Below are 16,396 nucleotides of genomic sequence, written 5' to 3'. Positions count from 1 at the left end.
CCATCGCTCTGAGTTGATCAGATGTCCAGTGAGGCAACTTTTCCAGCCTAACCGCCTGTCTCCGCAGAGTCAAGTTCGGCTTTCGGCCAGAGTGTTCATATCAGGCGCTCCCCGTACAACCTCGTTTCCAAGGGGCTTCGCAGATCCGCTCGATACTCGAGTTGATCAGCGTCTCGGCCCCTGGTCGGTGTCCGTGTCGCTCTGACCTGGAATAAGTTACGTGCCGGGAAACGCCACGTCAAATCGCCTGGTCACGTACCTGTTTTCGCAGGTCACCGAGCCCGGAAACAGCAAGATCGCCGGGCGGAATCACAGGTTTGTGACCCAGCTCTCGGCGATCTTGTTTCCGCATCAGCGAAAAGCCTGGTGAGCGGTTAACTCACGCGCCGCGCCCCGGCGAAGTTCTTCTTGCCGCGACGCAGCACCAACCACCGACCGTGCAGGTAGTCGCTTTCAGCGGGGGTCCACTCCAGATCGGAGATCTTCTCGTTGTTCACCGAAGCGCCACCCTCATTGACGGCACGACGGGCCGCGCCCCGGCTCTCGGACAGTCCGGAGGCAACCAACAGGTCGACGATGGTGGAGGTGGGATCGGCCTCGGCCACCTTGCCGTCGACCGCGGCCTCGGTGAGCGCCGCCGCCAGGGTGGACTCATTGAGGTCGCGCAGTTCTCCCCTACCGAAGAGTGCCTGGCTCGCCAGCTGCACCGAATGGGTGTGCTCCTCGCCGTGCACGAGGGTTGTCATCTCGGCGGCCAGTTTGCGCTGGGCTTCGCGGGCGTGCGGGCGCTCGATGGTGGCCTGCTCCAGTTCATCGAGTTCCTCGCGGGAGAGGAAGGTGAACCAGCGCAGGTAGCGCACGACATCGGCGTCGGCGGTATTCACGAAGTACTGGTACCAGGCGTAGGGGCTGGTCATCTCCGGATCCAGCCACAGGCTGCCGCCGCCGGTGGACTTGCCGAACTTCTTGCCGTCGGCCGACGTCACCAGGGGAACGGTCAGCGCGTGGACGTGCTCGCCGTCGACACGACGGTTGAGCTCGACGCCGGCGATGATGTTGCCCCACTGATCCGAGCCACCGACCTGCAGCCGGCAACCGTGGTTGCGGCGCAGCTGCAGGTAGTCATTGGCTTGCAGCAGCATGTAGCTGAACTCGGTGTAGGAGATGCCGTCGGATTCCAGACGACGCTTCACGGTGTCGCGGGCCAGCATGACATTGATGGAGAAGTGCTTACCGACATCGCGCAGGAACTCGACCGTACTCAGCGGTCCGGTCCAGTCCATATTGTTCGCGATGATCGCGCCGGTGGACGAATCGTCCAGGTCGACGAATCGCTCCAGCTGGGAGCGGATGCGTCCGGCCCATTCGGCCACGGTGTCGGAGGAGTTCATGGTGCGCTCGCCGACATCGCGGGGGTCGCCGATCAGCCCGGTCGCGCCACCCGCCAGTACTACCGGTCGGTGTCCGGCGCGCTGGAAACGCTTCAGTGCCAGCAGTGGGACCAGGTGTCCGGCGTGCAGGGAGGCCGCGGTCGGATCGAATCCGGCATAGAGGGTCAGCGGGCCCTTCGCCAGGTCGCCGCGCAGGGCGTCCAGGTCGGTGGACTGCGCGATCAGTCCGCGCCAGGTCAATTCATCGATGATGTCGCCGCTCACTTGTCCTATCTTTCCGCACGGTGGTAGGTGACCTGCGCAGAGGGTTTGCCCAACTCTCGGAAGCTCTCAGGGGCTTCGCCCCTGAACCCCCGGAAGCGAGGTGCTCGAGGCGCCTGCGGCTGGGTCCTGAAGCCTCGACGCAGAACTGGAGACTCCCGCCGCTGAGACGTGGAACCTCGAGGCGATGCTCGAGACTCTCGATACTGAGCCGTGGAACCCCTGGCGGTATCCGACGTTCCGAAATCCGAGGTTCCGAGGGCTGCCCCCCGAACTCCGCAACAGCGCTCGACCCGCCGATGGGATCGGCGGGTCGCGTCGGGAAGGAGAGGGCGGACCGCCATCTACTGGTCAGCGGCCGAGTTCTTGCTGCTTCCCATATGCGGGTCTGCCGCCGATTGTGGCCGTCGACGGGCTGGGGGTCCAGGCAATATTCAGCGCCTCCTACTTGTCGAGGACAGTCTTCAGCGCGGTCAGGTGGACGCGGCTGGCAGTGGCGGCGGCCTCCGGGTCGCGGGCGCGGATGGCGGCGACCAGGATTTCGTGGGCGTGGTGGTCGGCCTGTTCGTCGGCCAGGGGTCGGATACGCAGCATGTCGATCATGGCGTGGCGCAGGCGTGGGACGAAGGCGTCGAACATCTGGGTGAGGATGTCGTTGTGCGCGGCGGTGATCACCGTGCGGTGGAAGAGGGTATCGGCGTCGACGAGGGATTCGATCGACTCCCCCGCCTCCGCCCGCGCGGAGAGCGCGCGCCAGAGGCCGCGCAGATCGGCGGGGGTGCGGCGGCGGGCGGCCAGGGCGGCGGCCTCGGCCTCGATGGCGATGCGGGCCTCGATAACGGTCACTATGTCGGCGCGGCGCAGCACCGTATCCCAGTCCTCGATCGCGTCCAGGGCGGTGACGAAAACGCCCGCTCCCTGGCGGCTTACGAGCACTCCCTTGCCGGAGAGTTCGCGAATGGCCTCGCGCAACGTGGAGCGGCCTACCCCCAGTTGGGCGGCGAGAGTGGTTTCGCCGGGCAGTTTGTGGCCGAGTGCCCATTCACCCGCGCGAATGCGGGTCAGCAGGACCTCGACGGCCTGTGCGGCGAGCGGATGCCTCTGTACCTGCGACACAGCCCTCCTACCTCTCTACTTGTCTGAGGAGTGTTGACGATCTAGTCTAGGCCACATGCTCATGGGTGCCCTTCTCCTCCTTCGCCGCCGCGACGGGGTCTGATCGACCGGCACCCCGTACGCGGGTTGCTGTGCTGCGCCGGTCATCTCATCGACGCGTAGGAAGCACAGCACATGAGCACTCCCCCGAACTGGAATCGTCAGCAGCCGTCCGATATGCCATCGCATCGGTATCGCGATGTCTACCAACGGGTTTCGGTGCCCCTGACCGACCGGCAATGGCCGATGAATCGCCTCACCGCCGCCCCGCTGTGGGTGCCGGTGGACCTGCGGGACGGCAATCAGGCGCTGGCCGAACCAATGGATCCGGCGCGTAAACGCCGGTTCTTCGAACTGCTGGTAGCCATGGGCTACAAGGAGATCGAGGTCGGCTACCCGAGTGCCTCGCAAACCGATTACGACTTCGTGCGGCTCATCGGCGAAACGGGGCTGGCACCCGCGGACGTCACCATTGTGGTGTTCACCCCGGCGCGCCGGGATCTGATCGAGCGCACGGTCGATTCGATTCGCGGTATTGCCAATGACGTGGTCATCCATATGTACACCGCTACCGCACCGGTATGGCGCGATGTGGTCCTCGGGACCACCCGAGAAACCCTGTCCGACATGATTGTTGCCGGTGGGCGCGATATTCTGGAGTTGGCCGGGGATATGCCGAATGTGCGGTTCCAGTTCTCCCCCGAGGTCTTCATGCTCACCGAACCGGATTTCGTCCTGGCGGTGTGCGACCGGATGGCCACGCTGTGGGATGCCACGCCGCAGCGGCCGGTGACCCTGAATCTGCCCGCGACCGTGGAGGTTGCGACGCCGAATGTCTATGCCGATCCGGGTGAATTCGCAGTCCGGCAAGGGTGGGATGGCCTACCTGTTGCAGACCGAGTACGGCTTGGAACTGCCGCGACGCTTGCAGATCGATTTCGCGCGGAAGGTGCAGCGCCACACCGATGGCAGCGGCGCCGAGGTGACCGCCGAACAGCTGTGGGAGCTGTTCACCACCACGTACACGTCCACCGACACGGACGAGTGCCCGGATACGCCGGTCGATGTGCTGGCGGTAACGCATCAGTCGATCGAGCGCGGCACCGCTCGGACCACGGTCGCCTACCTGGAGTATCGGACCGAGCAGAGTGTCGCGTGGGCCGCTGGAATCGCTGAATCCCCCACCGCCGCAACAGCGGCCGCGATGGTCGCCGCGGCGCGACACGGTGCGACGGCGCGGGGCACGCTGTCAGGCGCTGGACTCGCCTGACGGCTGCTCGGATTCGCCGAGTCGCCGCTCCAGATCGGTGACTCGGCGTTCGAGCTCGGTAACCCGTTGGCGTAGTTCTACTTCAGGTGCGGCGGCCGCGGCCTCTCGGCGAACCGTCGCACTGCTGGCGAGCTGTGCCATGACGGCCGAACGGATCCGGTCGGTCTCCGCGTCGAACGCGGTCAGGATTTGCGCCGCCACGCCCTCACCCTCGCGGACCACGGCCAGCAGCATATGTTCCGGCCCGATATAGCTGTGCCGCAATTGCAATGCCTCGCGCAGCGACAGCTCCATCACCTTTTTGGCGCGCGGCGTGAACGGGATATTGCCACTGGGCTCCGTTTTCTCGCCCTGGCCGATAATCTTCTCGACGCTGTCGCGCAGGGCGGGTAGGTCGATACCCAGACCGGTCAGAACCTGGGCGGCCACGCCGTCGCCCTCCGCCATCAACCCGAGCAGCAGATGCTCGGTACCGATGTAATTGTGACCGAGCAGCCGAGCTTCCTCCTGGGACAGGACGACTACTCGGCGGGCGCTATCGCTGAAACGCTCGAACATGGGACCACCTGTTGGGAATCGCGGTGTGGTCTCCACGGTAGTCCTGTGCGCGGTGGCGCGCGGGCTTCTTGTCAGGCCGGGCGGTCCAATCGCGGCGCGCGGGGACTGCGCCGGTACGCGGAGAGCCCCGGTGCGCCCGGAATCCACAGTCGCCAGGGCAGATCGGCGGCCAACCGGACCCCCACCCGCGGGCCGACCGCGATGGCGGCGGGATCGGTGAGTTCGGGGCCGAGTTCGAGCCGGATCGGCGAGGCGGTATCGAAGAGTCGAGTTCCGTAGTCGGTCAGGGTGATTCCGAGCGCACTACCCAGATTTCCCGGACCGCGCGCCAAATCGGCGTCGGTCCGCGCGGCCGGGCGGCGACTACGAGCCTGCTCATGACCGGCGATCACCTCACCCGCGCGCAGCAGGACGGCGCTGGCGGTGCCGTCCGCGCCGGTGGTGACATTCATGCAGGTGTGCATGCCGTAGCTCAGGTACACGTACAACATTCCGGCCGGGCCGAACATGATGGCATTGCGCGCGGTCGGGCCGGGATAGGAGTGGGCCGCCGGATCGGGCCACGGTCCGGATGGATCGCTGCCGTAGGCCTCGACCTCCACCAGTCGAATCGCCACCTCCCCGGACCACAGCGTCGCGCCGAGCAGTCGCCGGGCGGCCAGCAGGGGTTCGACAGCGAGATCTTCGGCGCTCACGACGAACCATTCTGCCCGAACGCAATCTGTTGCTGCCGCTAACCATCCGCTAGGGTGCGTTCATGAAGGCGGGTGCCGTCAGTTCTATCCGACAGCTCCGAGCACATCGGCAGGCTCCAGCGAGCGGTGTGGCGGTATGAGCTGAACGCGCTCGGTCCGGCGTCGGCGGCAACGGCGCCGCAGGCGCCGGTCGGCGCGTTCTTCCCGGAAGTGCGCTGACCGGCGGGCGGCAATCGGCTGATTGCCCGCCGCGCGGCGCACCCGGGATTCGGGCCCGGTACTCGACAGGAGTGCCGGGCCCGTCGCCGTACTACCGCTGCTCCTCACCCGCCGCGCGCAGCCCGCTGACCTTGTTCGGATTGACCTGGAAGCGCAGGTTCTGGATGCGGCCGCCGACCAGGTCGTAGGTGACCGCGCCGATCGGGTAGCCGTCGACGACGCCGATAATGCCGAGTTCACCATTGATGACAGCGGGTCGCAGTTCGACGCCGGCGGAAACGGGTTTGGCCAGCACACCCAGCATCCACCGGGCGACGTGGTCGTCGCCGTGGACCGGGCGGCGCGCGGCGGTGACAATGCCGCCGCCGTCGTTCCACATGGTCACATCGGGTGCGAGCAGTTCCATGAGGGCATTGACGTCACCGCCGCGGCAGGCGGCCAGGAATTTATCGGTGACCTCAGAACGCAGCTCGACATCGGTATCGAAGCGCGGGCGGCGCGATTGCACGTGATTGCGCGCCCGGTGCGAAATCTGCCGCACCGTCGCCTCGGGGCGGTCCAGGAATCCGGCGATCTCACCATGCGAATAGCCGAACACCTCGCTCAGGACGAAGACCGCGCGTTCGACCGGGCCGAGGGTCTCGAGGACAACCAGCATGGCGGTCGACACGGTGTCGGCCATTTCGGTCTCCTCGGCGGCGTTCGGTGCGGTGATCAGGGGTTCCGGTAGCCACGGGCCGACATAGGTTTCGCGGGTGGCACGGGCGGACGTGAGGCGGTTCAGGGAAAGATTGGTGACGGTGCGGACCAGATAGGCCTTCGGGTGCTCGACCGAATCCTGTTCGACGGCATGCCATTTCAGCCAGGTGTCCTGCAGGATATCTTCGGCGTCGGCGACGCTGCCGAGCATTTGGTACGCGGTACCGAACAGCAGCCGGCGGTGTTCGACGAAGGGGTCGATCGACGACTCGGTATCGGGCGTGGCGCGGCTTTCGTCGTGCATAGTGCTCATGCTTACCGGTTGGGAACCAGTTTCGATACCGATGCGGCCGAGTCGACCTCGGCCGCATCGGGGGGCGGTTCAGGCGGGCTGCCGGGTGGCACGACCGCCCTTGGACAGCTGGACCGACATCGGCAGGTACTTGCTCATTCTGAAGGCGGGCACCGGGCTGCTGCTGACCGATTCCTTGTAGGCGATCGCGGCCCGGCCCTTCAGGTACCAGCGCTTGGGGGTGTCGTCGGCATTGGTGAATTGGATGACCGCATCCTTGCGGCCCAGGCTGACCGGCTGGTGGAAGTAGCCGAAGCGGAAGGGCCGCACCGTCTTTCCGCGCAGCAGCCGGGTAATGGTGTCGGCGGTGTAGGCGGCGGTGGGCAGACCGCTCTGGCAGGTGCCGTGGATCCGGCCCCACGCCATCCGGACGGCGGCGGCGTCACCGATGGCGTGGATCTCCGGATGCGAGACCGAACGCAGGGTCGCGTCGGTGACAATCAGTCCGTGCGCATCGGTTTCGATACCCGCCCGCGCGGCCAGTTGCGAAACGCGGACGCCGGTGGTCCACAGGGTCAGGTCGGCGGCGACGAGCTCACCGGTGTTCAGGTGTACCGCGTCGGGTAGCACCTTGGTGACCTCGACGCCGATCTTGCTGATGATGCCGAGCCGATCCAGCGCCCGGTGCAGATGGGCGCGGGCCTTGTCCCCCATCATCGCGCCGGGTTCGCCCCGGCTGATCAGGGTGACGGTGAGGTCCGGGTAGCTTTCCGCGATTTCGGTGGCGGCCTCGATACCGGTGAGCCCACCACCGCAGACCGCGACCGTGCCGCCCGCCGCGGCGATCTCGGCCAGCTTCACCGAGAACCGGTGTGCCAGACGGGGATCGTTGAGCGTCCAGGCGTGCTCGGCGGCTCCCGGGACGATGCTCGTATCGGTGCTGCTGCCGAGTGCGTAGACGAGGGTGTCGTAGGTCAGGGTCGCGCCGTCGTCGAGGGTGACCGTGCGGGACGCGGTGTCGATGGCGGTCGCGGCGGCCTGGTGGAAGTCGACGCCGGAGCCGTCGAGCAGCGCTGGAATGTGATGGTCGGCCAGTTCCTGACCGGCGGCGATCTGGTGCATGCGCAGCCGCTCGATGAAGCGGGCCGAGGGGTTGACGAGGGTGATCCGGGTGGGCCGGCGACGGGTGCGCTGGGCCAACCGGACCGCGGCCAGCATGCCGGTGTAGCCCGCGCCGACAATGACGATCTGGTGGGTCTGGTCGGTGCTCATGGCCTGTGCTCCAATGCGCTCGTTCGTTGCGGTCGGCTATGAGACAGGGCAGCGCGCACAAACGTGACAGCCACCGAATGTGACCCGCGTCACGGGGTGTCCGGCCATGGAAATCAGCTGCTGGAGCGGGCTTCCTGGCGGATGAGCTGGAGCACGGTGGGGTTGTCGACGGTGGTGATGACGCTGACGGTCCGGCGTAGGTACCGGTCGTCGGCGAGGAGCCGCAGCAGGCTCGCGGCCAGATCGCGGCGGGCCGTGAACCGGCCGTCGGCGTGACCGTCGACGACGGCGTAGTCGGTGATCTCCGGTAGGTCGTACAGTCCGCTCGGGCGCACGATGGTCCAGTCGAGATCGCTGGCCCGGATCCGGGTTTCCATTCGACGCATATCGTCGTAGAGCGTCTTGCCGATGAATCGCGTGACGTATGGCTGCAGAATGCGGTTGAACAGGAATCCGCCGTCGGAGTACGGGCGCGGATCCACGGCGCTCGAGGTGACCGCGACCAGTCGACGTACGCCATGCGTGGCCATGGCGGTGGCGATATTGGCGATCCCGGTCGAATATGTGTCGATCGGCTGCTTGCTGAACGGCACGCCGAGTACCGACAGCACCGCGTCGTGCCCGGCCACCGCCGCCGCGACGGCGGCCGGATCGAAGACATCGGCGGCGACCACCTCGAGTCGATCATGCTGTAGTGGAAACGATTCCGGCCGCCGGGTGACCGCGGCGACTTCATGGCCCGCCGCGAGCGCCTGCTCGGTGAGCAGTCGGCCGGTGGGTCCATTGGCTCCGAAGATGACGATGCGCATGATGTTTTCCTCTGTCGCTACGACGCCAACTCCTTCGGACGTCGTATCATATGTAAACCATACGATCTAATATGAAAGTCGTACAGTATGAATTCCGTAAGAGATCGTGGCACCTCCCGTGAGCACCGGCGGCTCACCACCGCGGTCAAGGAGAGCCTGCGCGATTTGAATACGCAGCTGTCGCTGCTCAACCGGCGCTTCGGCGGCCGGATCGAGCTCAAGGACGCGGACTGGACCTGCCTGGACCTGATCAACCGGCACGGTCCGCTCACGCCGAGTGCGTTGGCACGGCAGGCCGGGTTACATCCGGCGACATTGACCGGCATTCTCGATCGGTTGCAGCGGGCGGGCTGGATCGTGCGCGAACGCGATCCGGATGCGGCCGACCGACGCGCCATAACCGTTCGGTCGGTGCGCGAACGCAATTCCGAGCTGTACCAGGTGCTCTCGGGGATGAACGGACGGATGGACGAGGTCTGTGCCCGGTACACCGCGGCCGAGCTCGAGGTAATCGCGGACTTCCTCCGGCGCACCGGCACGGCGGGTGCGGAATCGGCGCGGGAGTTGACGGACTGAGCGCCGCACGCCCGTGACCTGGGCCATAGGGAACATTCGCACAGGTGGTGCGGTTGCAACCACGTGGTGTTCGCGCATCCACGGCCGGGAAGAACCCGGGCCGTGACGTTTCGTCGAGTGAGGTGCCATGGCTGTGCAGGTCGAGATCTGGACCGATATCAATTGCCCGTTCTGTTACCTGGGCAAGCGGCGATTCGAGGAGGCCCTCGAGGGGTTCGCGCATCGCGACGCCGTCGAGGTGGTGCATCGGTCATTCGAATTGGATCCGACGCTGGACCCGGGCCACAGCGATGCGGTGGTGCCGCATATCGCGGAGAAGTACGGCATCAGTGAGGCGCAGGCCGCCGCCAATGAGCGCGGTATCGGAGCGCAGGCCGAGGCGATGGGCCTGAAGTACCGGACCGAGGGGCGCGACTTCGGTAGCAGCTTCGATATGCACCGGCTGCTGCACTTCGCGCTCGCCAAGGGGCGGCAGGACGCACTGCTGGACGCCCTGTACGAAGCGAATTTCGCCGATGAGCGACCGCTGTTCGGCGCTACCGAGCGACTGGTCGAGGTGGCGGCCGCGGCCGGATTCGACGAGGCGGATGTGCGGGCCGTCCTGGCCGATCCCGATGCCTACGCCGATGCGGTGCGCGCCGATGAGGCCGAGGCGGCGCGGCTGGGTGCGCGCGGAGTGCCGTTCTTCGTCATCGACCGCAAGTACGGGATTTCCGGTGCGCAACCGTCGGAGGTTTTCGAGCAGGCCCTCGAACGGGCCTGGAGCGATCAGGAACCGGAGCTCGAGGTGCTCGCCGACGCGGACGCCTGCGGACCCGACGGTTGCGCTGTGCCGCAACGGGATTGATCGCGAATCCGCTACCCCGGTCTCAATCCGGGTACTGGCTGTAATCGCGGCTGCGCGAACGCGGTGCGCCCCGGGAAGGATGGCGGGGGCCGAACGGCCGCGCTCGTCATCGAATCCGACGTAGGCCCACCATTCCGTTTGGGCGGGCTCGACTCGGGGATGCGTCATGGAGGCCTCAGGGTGTGGCCGGGGACAAGATGGGGGCGCTACCTGATGTGGCGGTGACCTGGGATTTCCTAGCGTTACGGGTATGTCATCGGTACGTCGGTCGCGGGTGCGGCGGGTTCTTGTCGGCTCGGCCGCACTTCTATTGGTTCTGGTGCTCGCCGTGGGGTCCGGGTTCGCGTGGGTGTTCACTACCGCGGACGTATCGACGGTCGGTGTGGTGGATTTCGATAGGGAACTCGCGGTGCCGCCATTGGCGCAGTCTCGGTTGGAGGCGGACGGGACTCGGGTATTCCAGCTCGATATGCGTTCGGGGCAGCGGGAATTCGAGCCCGGGCGGGTGACGCCGACGTGGGGGTTCAATGGCGACCATCTGGGGCCGACATTGCGGGCGCGGCGGGGTGAACCGGTGCGGGTCGTGGTCCGGAACGGGTTGCCGGAAACTTCCTCCGTGCACTGGCACGGAATGCATCTGCCGCCGGTCATGGATGGCGGGCCGCATCAGCCGGTCGCGGCCGGGGCCACCTGGACGCCACAGTGGCAGGTCGATCAGCCCGCCGCGACGCTCTGGTATCACCCACATCCGCACGGGGAGACCGAATCTCATGTGCGGCGCGGATTGGCGGGGATGTTCATTCTCGACGACGATGAATCCGACACACTGGCACTGCCGCGCACCTACGGGGTCGATGATCTGCCGGTCATGGTGCAGGACGTGCGTTTTCGCAACGGCGCGTTCGACGGCTCACACCGGATATTCCGGGATATCGGATTCCTCGGTGACCGGATCCTGGTGAACGGCACGCTGTCGCCCTATCGCGAGGTGGGCGATGAACTGATTCGGCTGCGGCTGCTCAATGCCTCCACCGCGCGTATCTACAACTTCGGATTCGCCGATGATCGCGAGTTCGCGTTGATCGGCACCGATGGTGGGCTGTTGGAGCGGCCCGCGGACCTGGACCGGGTGCAGCTTTCGCCGGGTGAGCGGGCCGAAATCGTGGTGCGGATGCGTCCCGGTGAGCGGGTGGCGCTGCGCGGTTACCCACTGGCGGCCGGGCTGGATTTCTTCACCCAGCGCTTCTCCGGCGGTGATGACTCGTTCGATATCCTCCAGCTGCGCGCTGCCGAAACCTTGCGCCCCACACCGCAATTGCCCGCCACGTTGGTGGCGCAGCAGACTCCGGACGGTTCGGCTTCGGCGCGGGAGCGCACCTTCGATCTACGGTTCGCGCAAATCAATGGGCAGCCCATGGATATGAACCGCATCGACGCCACCATTACGCGCGGCACCACCGAGACCTGGGTTGTGCGCAATGCCGATGGCATGCCACACAATTTCCATATTCACGATGTGCAGTTCCGGGTGCTGTCGGTGGACGGCTCCGCACCGCCCGCCGCGCTGCGCGGACCGAAGGACACCGTGTACATCGGACCCAACAGCACCGTGCGGCTCGCGGTGCGCTTCGACGGGCCCGCGGATCCGGATACACCGTATATGTTCCACTGCCACCTGCTCTGGCACGAGGATCGCGGCATGATGGGGCAGTTCGTGGTGGTCGAGCCGGGCGGCGCCGCGGGCACACCACCGCGGCACGGCGGGCACTGACGGATTGTCTTTCTGCTCAGCGGTATTCGGGATTCTCGAAGTCGAAGCGGCAGCCCGCATCCCATTCGCCGCGCTGATTGCCGCCGATCGGGAATCCGCCCGCGTCGATCAGGAGGCGGGCCAGGTGCATGAGGTTCCAGGTCATGAAGGTGGTGTTGCGATTGGTGAAATCATTGTCCGGCCCGCCGGATCCGGGATCCAGGTACGAGGGGCCCGGACCGGCCTCCCCGATCCAACCCGCGTCGGCCTGCGGCGGAATGCTGTAACCGATGTGCTGCAGGCTGTAGAGGACATTCATGGCGCAGTGTTTGATGCCGTCCTCATTGCCGGTAATGAGGCAACCGCCGACGCGGCCGTAGTAGGCGTACTGCCCGGCGGCATTGAGGACACTGGAGTTGGCGTACAGCCGCTCGATCACCTGCTTCATCACGGAGCTGTTGTCGCCCAACCAGATCGGTCCCGCCAGGACGAGAATGTGGGCGTCCATGACCTGGCGTTGCAGGGCCGGCCATTCGTCGGTCTCCCAGCCGTGCTCGGTCATATCCGGCCAGACGCCGGTGGCGATGGCGTGATCGACGGGACGGATATGGGAGACGGCGACGCCGTTCTTCGCCATGATATGTGCGGACAGATCGATCAGGCCCTGGGTATTGCTGCGTTCCGGGGAGCGCTTCAGCGTGCAGTTGATGAACAGGGCACGCAGATCGGCGAAATCTGGCATAGCTATCGACCTTTCATTCGGTGGTGCGGTCGGATCCGTCGCGATGCGGCCGTGGATATCGCGACCAGCACCCACACGGTCACCACCGCGATGGTCAGGCCGAGCGCGTACGGGCGGTCGCGGACGGTGGGATTGTCGGCATTCGCCCCGCCGGGAGCGAGTACCGGTACGGCGATGAGCACGAGGGTGACGGTGGCGACAGCGCCGCAGGCCACCGGGGCCCAGGCCCGTGCCGGAAGCACGCGGTGTGCGGCGACGCCGAGCGCCGCGCACAGCGGAGCGAAGACCGCGTCGTGCACGAGAATGCCTCCGACGAACCAGAATACGATCGACAGCAGATCGGTGCGGGTCATGTCCAACAGGTCGGTGACACCCATGGCCGCGAGCCAGATACCGAGGGCGGCGAGCAGGAGACGCACAGCGGTCATATGAGCTCCTCGATGGTCGCGAGCCATTTCGTCTGGAGCACCCCGGGGCGGTTCGGTGCGATCAATCGGCAGGGGTAGCCGTGGTCGATATTCAGGTCGGAACCATTGAGTCGCAGTGCGACCAGGGTGTCGGCGGCAATGGCGTGCGGACGTGGCAGCACCGAGGTGCGGTAGATGCCGCTGTCCTCCAGCGAGGTGAATCGCAGCTCGCCGCCGCGATATTCGCCGACGGCGGCGAGGAGATCGCGCAGCCGAATACCCGACCAGCGCGCCGACGCGCTCCAGCCCTCCACACAGGCGATGGGCAGTACGGCGTCGTGTTGCGGTAGTGCGGTCAGGTCGGCGCGGGTGAAGGTGCGTCGCCGGTCGCCGAGTACGACGGTCAATGCGTAATCGGGCGCGGTGGCGCGCTCGGTCACCCCCGCCTCGGCGGCGGTGCGGTTGATCGGAACACCCTGTGGCCCTTCACCGCTGCGTGGGGCGAGGACGGCGAGCCAGCGCAGGAATGGGACGGTCTGCCCCGCGACGGCCAGCGCCGCGACCGCCGCGCCGAAGGCCGCCGTACCGAGCACCACACGACGCGATATCCCGCCCGCTGCCGGGGACTGCGGGATCTGCGGCGCGGATCGCGGACCTGTCCGTGCGCGCGGCGTCGGCCGCACCGGCGACTCCCCCGGCTTCGCAAGGCCGCGCGCCGCACTGACGAAGTCCTCCGAAACTCCCCCGGTGCCTGCCACCGGGTTCGGGGAACCTCCCGCCGACCCCGGGGAGCCCGCCGCCGGATCCGCCATATCTGCCGAAGACCCCGGGGAATCCGCCATGTCTGCCACCGAGTTCGCCGGTCGCTCCCCGGAATCCGATTCGGGCAGACCGTGACTCACGAGCGGTTGTGCGAGCGCCTCGCGCACCACGGGCAGTTTCACCGCCAGGTGTATTGCCAGCGCGCCTGCCGCGACATAGGCCATGGCGTAGTGGCTGGTGGTGAAGAAGAAGCGCCAGGGATAGTTCTGGGCGGTATTGAACAGGCCCGTGACCAGCTGGAAGATGACCGAACCCACCAGCAGCGCAATGGATCCCCGCTCCAGGGCACGCAGCGGATTGCCGAACAGCGGGCGCGCGTACAGGCGCGGGTAGACCGACCAGAGCTTCACGAGCAGTAGCGGTATCGCGACCACACCGGAGATGACGTGCGCGCCCTGGGTGACCCGGTACAGCCACACCGGGTACACGGGCCAGACGAACCAGGTCGGCGGATGTTGAATCCAATGGCTCAGCAGGCCCGTCAGGAAGCAGATCGTGACGGCCGCACCGAGCATGATCCCGACGCGGGCCGCCACCGCCGGACCGCGCGCGGGCGAGATGCGATGGGCGATAACCGATGGCAGGAGCAGACCGCTTCCCACCGAGTTGTCGTCGTGGGTCGGGAGCGGCTGGCCGTCACTGTGTTCCGCCACCCCCGACTCGTCGTTGCTCATCATGGCCATGGCCGCCGAGTCCGGTGTCCAGCAATATCCGGGGTACGCCCCGCCCCGTCATTCCGGCATGCTTGTGGCCGGAACCCACACCCCGCGTGATGGATCCCGGCCAATAGCGCGCCGGGATGACGAATAGCCCCACCTCCGACGTTTGTGGCCACCGCACCGGCGTCGGCTTGCGGAATGAAACCATGGGCAAGGCACGCCCGCTCGTCGCCGCGGCGAGCTATCAGGGCCAGGCGCTGGCACGGGGCGGTCACAGCCGGGCCTCCGAATGGATGGCGCTGACGCGGCGGAGTGCGGCGGCGAAACGGCCGGATGACCGCCCGGCGACGGCGAGGGCGTCGTCGTAGGTGTCCACGTCGGTGAGCACGGGTAGGCGGTGGACGTCATAGCCGCAGCGGTCCAGCATTTCCCGGGTCAGCTCGCCGGTGCGCGGGGTGGACATGGGCACCTCGCCGAGCAGTGGCGCCGCCCGGGAATCGGTCCAGCCCAGCGCCCACCAGCCGCCGTCGGCCGCCGGGCCCAGCACCGCGTCGTGCGGTCCGGTGAGCCGGGCGGCCGCGGCGGTGAGCCGGTCGGCACCGACCTGCGGGGTGTCCATACCGATCTGGACGATGGGCAGACCGAAACACGCGGCATCGGCGTGCGCGGCGGCGAGACGTTGGGCAAAGCCCGTACCGCGCTGCGGGATCACGGTGAAATCCCGTAGCGCCACCGCGATTTCGTCGGATTCCTCGGCGTCGGCGAGTTCACCGGTCCAGGCCACCACGCGATGGCGGACGTCGGCGGCGCGCATGGCGTCGAGGGTGTCCAGCAATGCGGCAGCCGCCAGCTGGGCTCCCTCGCGCGGCGAGAGTGGCGGTGTCAGCCGAGTTTTGGCGAACCCGGCGATCGGCGCTTTGGCGACCACGAGCAAGGTGGCGGGCAGCGGCTCGGACGCCGTAGCCGTGCGGCGCTGGGCCGAATAGGCGACCGGGTCCGCCGCCGGGCCGACGTCGCGCGAACCTCCGACAGCGGAATCTGCCGCGGCACCGACATCATGAGACCCATTGGCAGGAAAGTCCGCCGAGCGGTCGGCAGCGCGAACCAGGCAGGTGGTGCCCGTCGCGGATACCGCACCATCGAACGCGGATGCGGTGTGGCCCATCGAGCGCCCGGGCCGGTCGGTCGCGGGCGAGTCAGGGTGGGCGCGACGAGACGAGACGCCGGTGGCGTGGACGGTGCCTGTGCCGGTGGCGTGGACGGTGTCGGTCATCGAACGCTCCAGAAGTCCTGTGCCGCGTGGACGGTGCCGCGTACCGAGCCCGAAACCTTGGATGTCCCATGGGTTCGCGGGCGGTAGGTGATGTCGCGTTCGACCAGCCGCCAACCCGCGCGGGCGGCCGCCACCAGGAGTGCGAGGGGGTAGCCCGAGCGCGGATGGAGGGGGCCGAGAGCCACGAGGGGTGCGCGGCGGATGACACGCATGGCGGCGATGTCGTGGACCGGCAGGCCGTAGCGGTGGCGGAGGCGGGCGGCCACCAGGAGATTCCCGAGCCGGGCATGCCACGGCCAGGCGTGGGATCGCACGGGGCGGCGGCGGCCGACGACCATATCCACATCGGGAGCCAATTCGGCCAGCAGAGAGGGTAGTTCGCGCGGGTCCATGGAGCCGTCGCCGTCGAGTACCGCTACCACGCCGGTACTGGCGGCGAGTACTCCGGCATGGACGGCGCTGCCGTAGCCGGGTGTCGATTCCTCGATGACGAGCGCTCCCGCCGCGCGGGCGACGGCCGCGGTGTTGTCGGTGGATCCGTTGTCCACCACGATCACCCGATAGCCGGTCGGGATTGCCGAAAGTACGCCGGGCAGGGCACCTGCCTCGTCGCGACACGGAATTACCACGGTGACGCCGGATACCTCGTTCGATTCGGTCACGTCTAGACCGTAGAACCGCGAGAGCCGAAATAGCCGC

At 67.1% G+C, this 16,396-nt stretch carries 14 protein-coding genes and 2 pseudogenes; 4 read left to right on the top strand and 12 right to left on the bottom strand.

Translation table 11 applies throughout. The features are described 5' to 3' along the window. Nucleotides 1-374: 374 nt before the first annotated feature. Nucleotides 375-1,655, bottom strand: coding sequence for a tyrosine--tRNA ligase (tyrS, locus tag NU1_RS35570; RefSeq protein WP_067528497.1), 1,281 nt, complete (start codon nucleotides 1,653-1,655; stop codon nucleotides 375-377). A 441-nt stretch (nucleotides 1,656-2,096) separates the two neighbouring features. Beyond that, nucleotides 2,097-2,768, bottom strand: a complete 672-nt coding sequence (locus NU1_RS35565) for a FadR/GntR family transcriptional regulator (protein WP_067528495.1) — start codon at nucleotides 2,766-2,768, stop codon at nucleotides 2,097-2,099. Between the two features lie 216 nt (nucleotides 2,769-2,984). On the opposite strand from NU1_RS35565, the pseudogene NU1_RS35560 reads away from it, so the two are divergent. After that, nucleotides 2,985-4,077, top strand: a pseudogene (locus tag NU1_RS35560) (hydroxymethylglutaryl-CoA lyase-like TIM-barrel protein). Between the two features lie 90 nt (nucleotides 4,078-4,167). Here NU1_RS35560 and NU1_RS35555 read toward each other — a convergent pair. From NU1_RS35555 to NU1_RS35535, 5 genes and pseudogenes are all read right to left on the bottom strand, one after another. After that, nucleotides 4,168-4,635 (bottom strand): annotated as a pseudogene (locus tag NU1_RS35555) (Clp protease N-terminal domain-containing protein); the annotation flags it as partial. Nucleotides 4,636-4,706: 71 nt separating this feature from the next. Continuing rightward, nucleotides 4,707-5,330: a DNA-3-methyladenine glycosylase gene (locus tag NU1_RS35550; RefSeq protein WP_067528488.1), complete on the bottom strand. Its 624-nt coding sequence runs from the start codon at nucleotides 5,328-5,330 to the stop codon at nucleotides 4,707-4,709. 310 nt (nucleotides 5,331-5,640) lie between these two features. Further along, on the bottom strand, nucleotides 5,641-6,552 hold the full coding sequence (locus NU1_RS35545) for an RNA polymerase sigma-70 factor (RefSeq protein ID WP_067528487.1): 912 nt from the start codon (nucleotides 6,550-6,552) through the stop codon (nucleotides 5,641-5,643). A 78-nt stretch (nucleotides 6,553-6,630) separates the two neighbouring features. Beyond that, entirely contained in the window at nucleotides 6,631-7,812 is a 1,182-nt protein-coding gene (locus NU1_RS35540) for an NAD(P)/FAD-dependent oxidoreductase (protein WP_067528486.1), read from the bottom strand. A gap of 113 nt (nucleotides 7,813-7,925) precedes the next feature. After that, the gene (locus tag NU1_RS35535; RefSeq protein WP_067528485.1) at nucleotides 7,926-8,621 is read right to left on the bottom strand and encodes an NAD(P)-dependent oxidoreductase; all 696 of its coding nucleotides are present in this window, start codon (nucleotides 8,619-8,621) and stop codon (nucleotides 7,926-7,928) included. Nucleotides 8,622-8,708: 87 nt separating this feature from the next. Between NU1_RS35535 and NU1_RS35530 the strand changes: the two genes are divergently transcribed. From NU1_RS35530 to NU1_RS35520, 3 genes are all read left to right on the top strand, one after another. Next, nucleotides 8,709-9,197 carry a MarR family transcriptional regulator gene (locus NU1_RS35530; RefSeq protein WP_067528484.1) on the top strand — a complete coding sequence of 163 codons (489 nt, stop codon included), beginning with the start codon at nucleotides 8,709-8,711 and terminating at the stop codon, nucleotides 9,195-9,197. A gap of 127 nt (nucleotides 9,198-9,324) precedes the next feature. Next, nucleotides 9,325-10,044, top strand: coding sequence for a DsbA family oxidoreductase (locus NU1_RS35525; RefSeq protein WP_067528481.1), 720 nt, complete (start codon nucleotides 9,325-9,327; stop codon nucleotides 10,042-10,044). Between the two features lie 250 nt (nucleotides 10,045-10,294). Beyond that, nucleotides 10,295-11,815: a multicopper oxidase family protein gene (locus tag NU1_RS35520; RefSeq protein WP_067528479.1), complete on the top strand. Its 1,521-nt coding sequence runs from the start codon at nucleotides 10,295-10,297 to the stop codon at nucleotides 11,813-11,815. 16 nt (nucleotides 11,816-11,831) lie between these two features. Here the strand turns inward: NU1_RS35520 and NU1_RS35515 are convergent, their stop codons facing one another. The 5 genes from NU1_RS35515 to NU1_RS35495 all read right to left on the bottom strand — a co-directional run bounded on the left by NU1_RS35515 (nucleotide 11,832) and on the right by NU1_RS35495 (nucleotide 16,359). Beyond that, on the bottom strand, nucleotides 11,832-12,536 hold the full coding sequence (locus tag NU1_RS35515; protein WP_067528478.1) for a flavodoxin family protein: 705 nt from the start codon (nucleotides 12,534-12,536) through the stop codon (nucleotides 11,832-11,834). Nucleotides 12,537-12,538: 2 nt separating this feature from the next. Beyond that, entirely contained in the window at nucleotides 12,539-12,964 is a 426-nt protein-coding gene (locus tag NU1_RS35510; RefSeq protein WP_067528477.1) for a hypothetical protein, read from the bottom strand. Then, nucleotides 12,961-14,439: a molybdopterin-dependent oxidoreductase gene (locus tag NU1_RS35505; RefSeq protein WP_371859868.1), complete on the bottom strand. Its 1,479-nt coding sequence runs from the start codon at nucleotides 14,437-14,439 to the stop codon at nucleotides 12,961-12,963. The genes NU1_RS35510 and NU1_RS35505 overlap by 4 nt, the downstream gene beginning before the upstream one ends. Nucleotides 14,440-14,695: 256 nt before the next feature. Continuing rightward, a complete protein-coding gene (locus tag NU1_RS35500; protein WP_067528509.1) occupies nucleotides 14,696-15,370 on the bottom strand; it encodes a TIGR04282 family arsenosugar biosynthesis glycosyltransferase in 675 nt (224 codons plus the stop codon). A gap of 323 nt (nucleotides 15,371-15,693) precedes the next feature. Next, nucleotides 15,694-16,359 (bottom strand): glycosyltransferase family 2 protein, encoded by a 666-nt coding sequence (locus NU1_RS35495; protein ID WP_067528475.1) that lies wholly within the window; start codon nucleotides 16,357-16,359, stop codon nucleotides 15,694-15,696. Nucleotides 16,360-16,396 lie beyond the last annotated feature (37 nt).

It is taken from the genome of Nocardia uniformis NBRC 13702 (assembly GCF_001613345.1).
GTDB lineage: Bacteria > Actinomycetota > Actinomycetes > Mycobacteriales > Mycobacteriaceae > Nocardia > Nocardia uniformis.
Note: the sequence above shows the minus strand (reverse complement) of the source record. Positions and strands in the feature narration are given on the sequence as shown.

Bases quoted from the DNA above. Each gene is read 5' to 3' on its own strand.
- NU1_RS35545 (WP_067528487.1), bottom strand. From the start codon at position 6,552: ATGCACGACGAAAGCCGCGCCACGCCCGATACCGAGTCGTCGATCGAC.
- NU1_RS35540 (WP_067528486.1), bottom strand. From the start codon at position 7,812: ATGAGCACCGACCAGACCCACCAGATCGTCATTGTCGGCGCGGGCTAC.
- NU1_RS35535 (WP_067528485.1), bottom strand. From the start codon at position 8,621: ATGCGCATCGTCATCTTCGGAGCCAATGGACCCACCGGCCGACTGCTC.
- NU1_RS35530 (WP_067528484.1), top strand. From the start codon at position 8,709: ATGAATTCCGTAAGAGATCGTGGCACCTCCCGTGAGCACCGGCGGCTC.
- NU1_RS35525 (WP_067528481.1), top strand. From the start codon at position 9,325: ATGGCTGTGCAGGTCGAGATCTGGACCGATATCAATTGCCCGTTCTGT.
- NU1_RS35520 (WP_067528479.1), top strand. From the start codon at position 10,295: ATGTCATCGGTACGTCGGTCGCGGGTGCGGCGGGTTCTTGTCGGCTCG.
- NU1_RS35515 (WP_067528478.1), bottom strand. From the start codon at position 12,536: ATGCCAGATTTCGCCGATCTGCGTGCCCTGTTCATCAACTGCACGCTG.
- NU1_RS35510 (WP_067528477.1), bottom strand. From the start codon at position 12,964: ATGACCGCTGTGCGTCTCCTGCTCGCCGCCCTCGGTATCTGGCTCGCG.
- NU1_RS35505 (WP_371859868.1), bottom strand. From the start codon at position 14,439: ATGAGCAACGACGAGTCGGGGGTGGCGGAACACAGTGACGGCCAGCCG.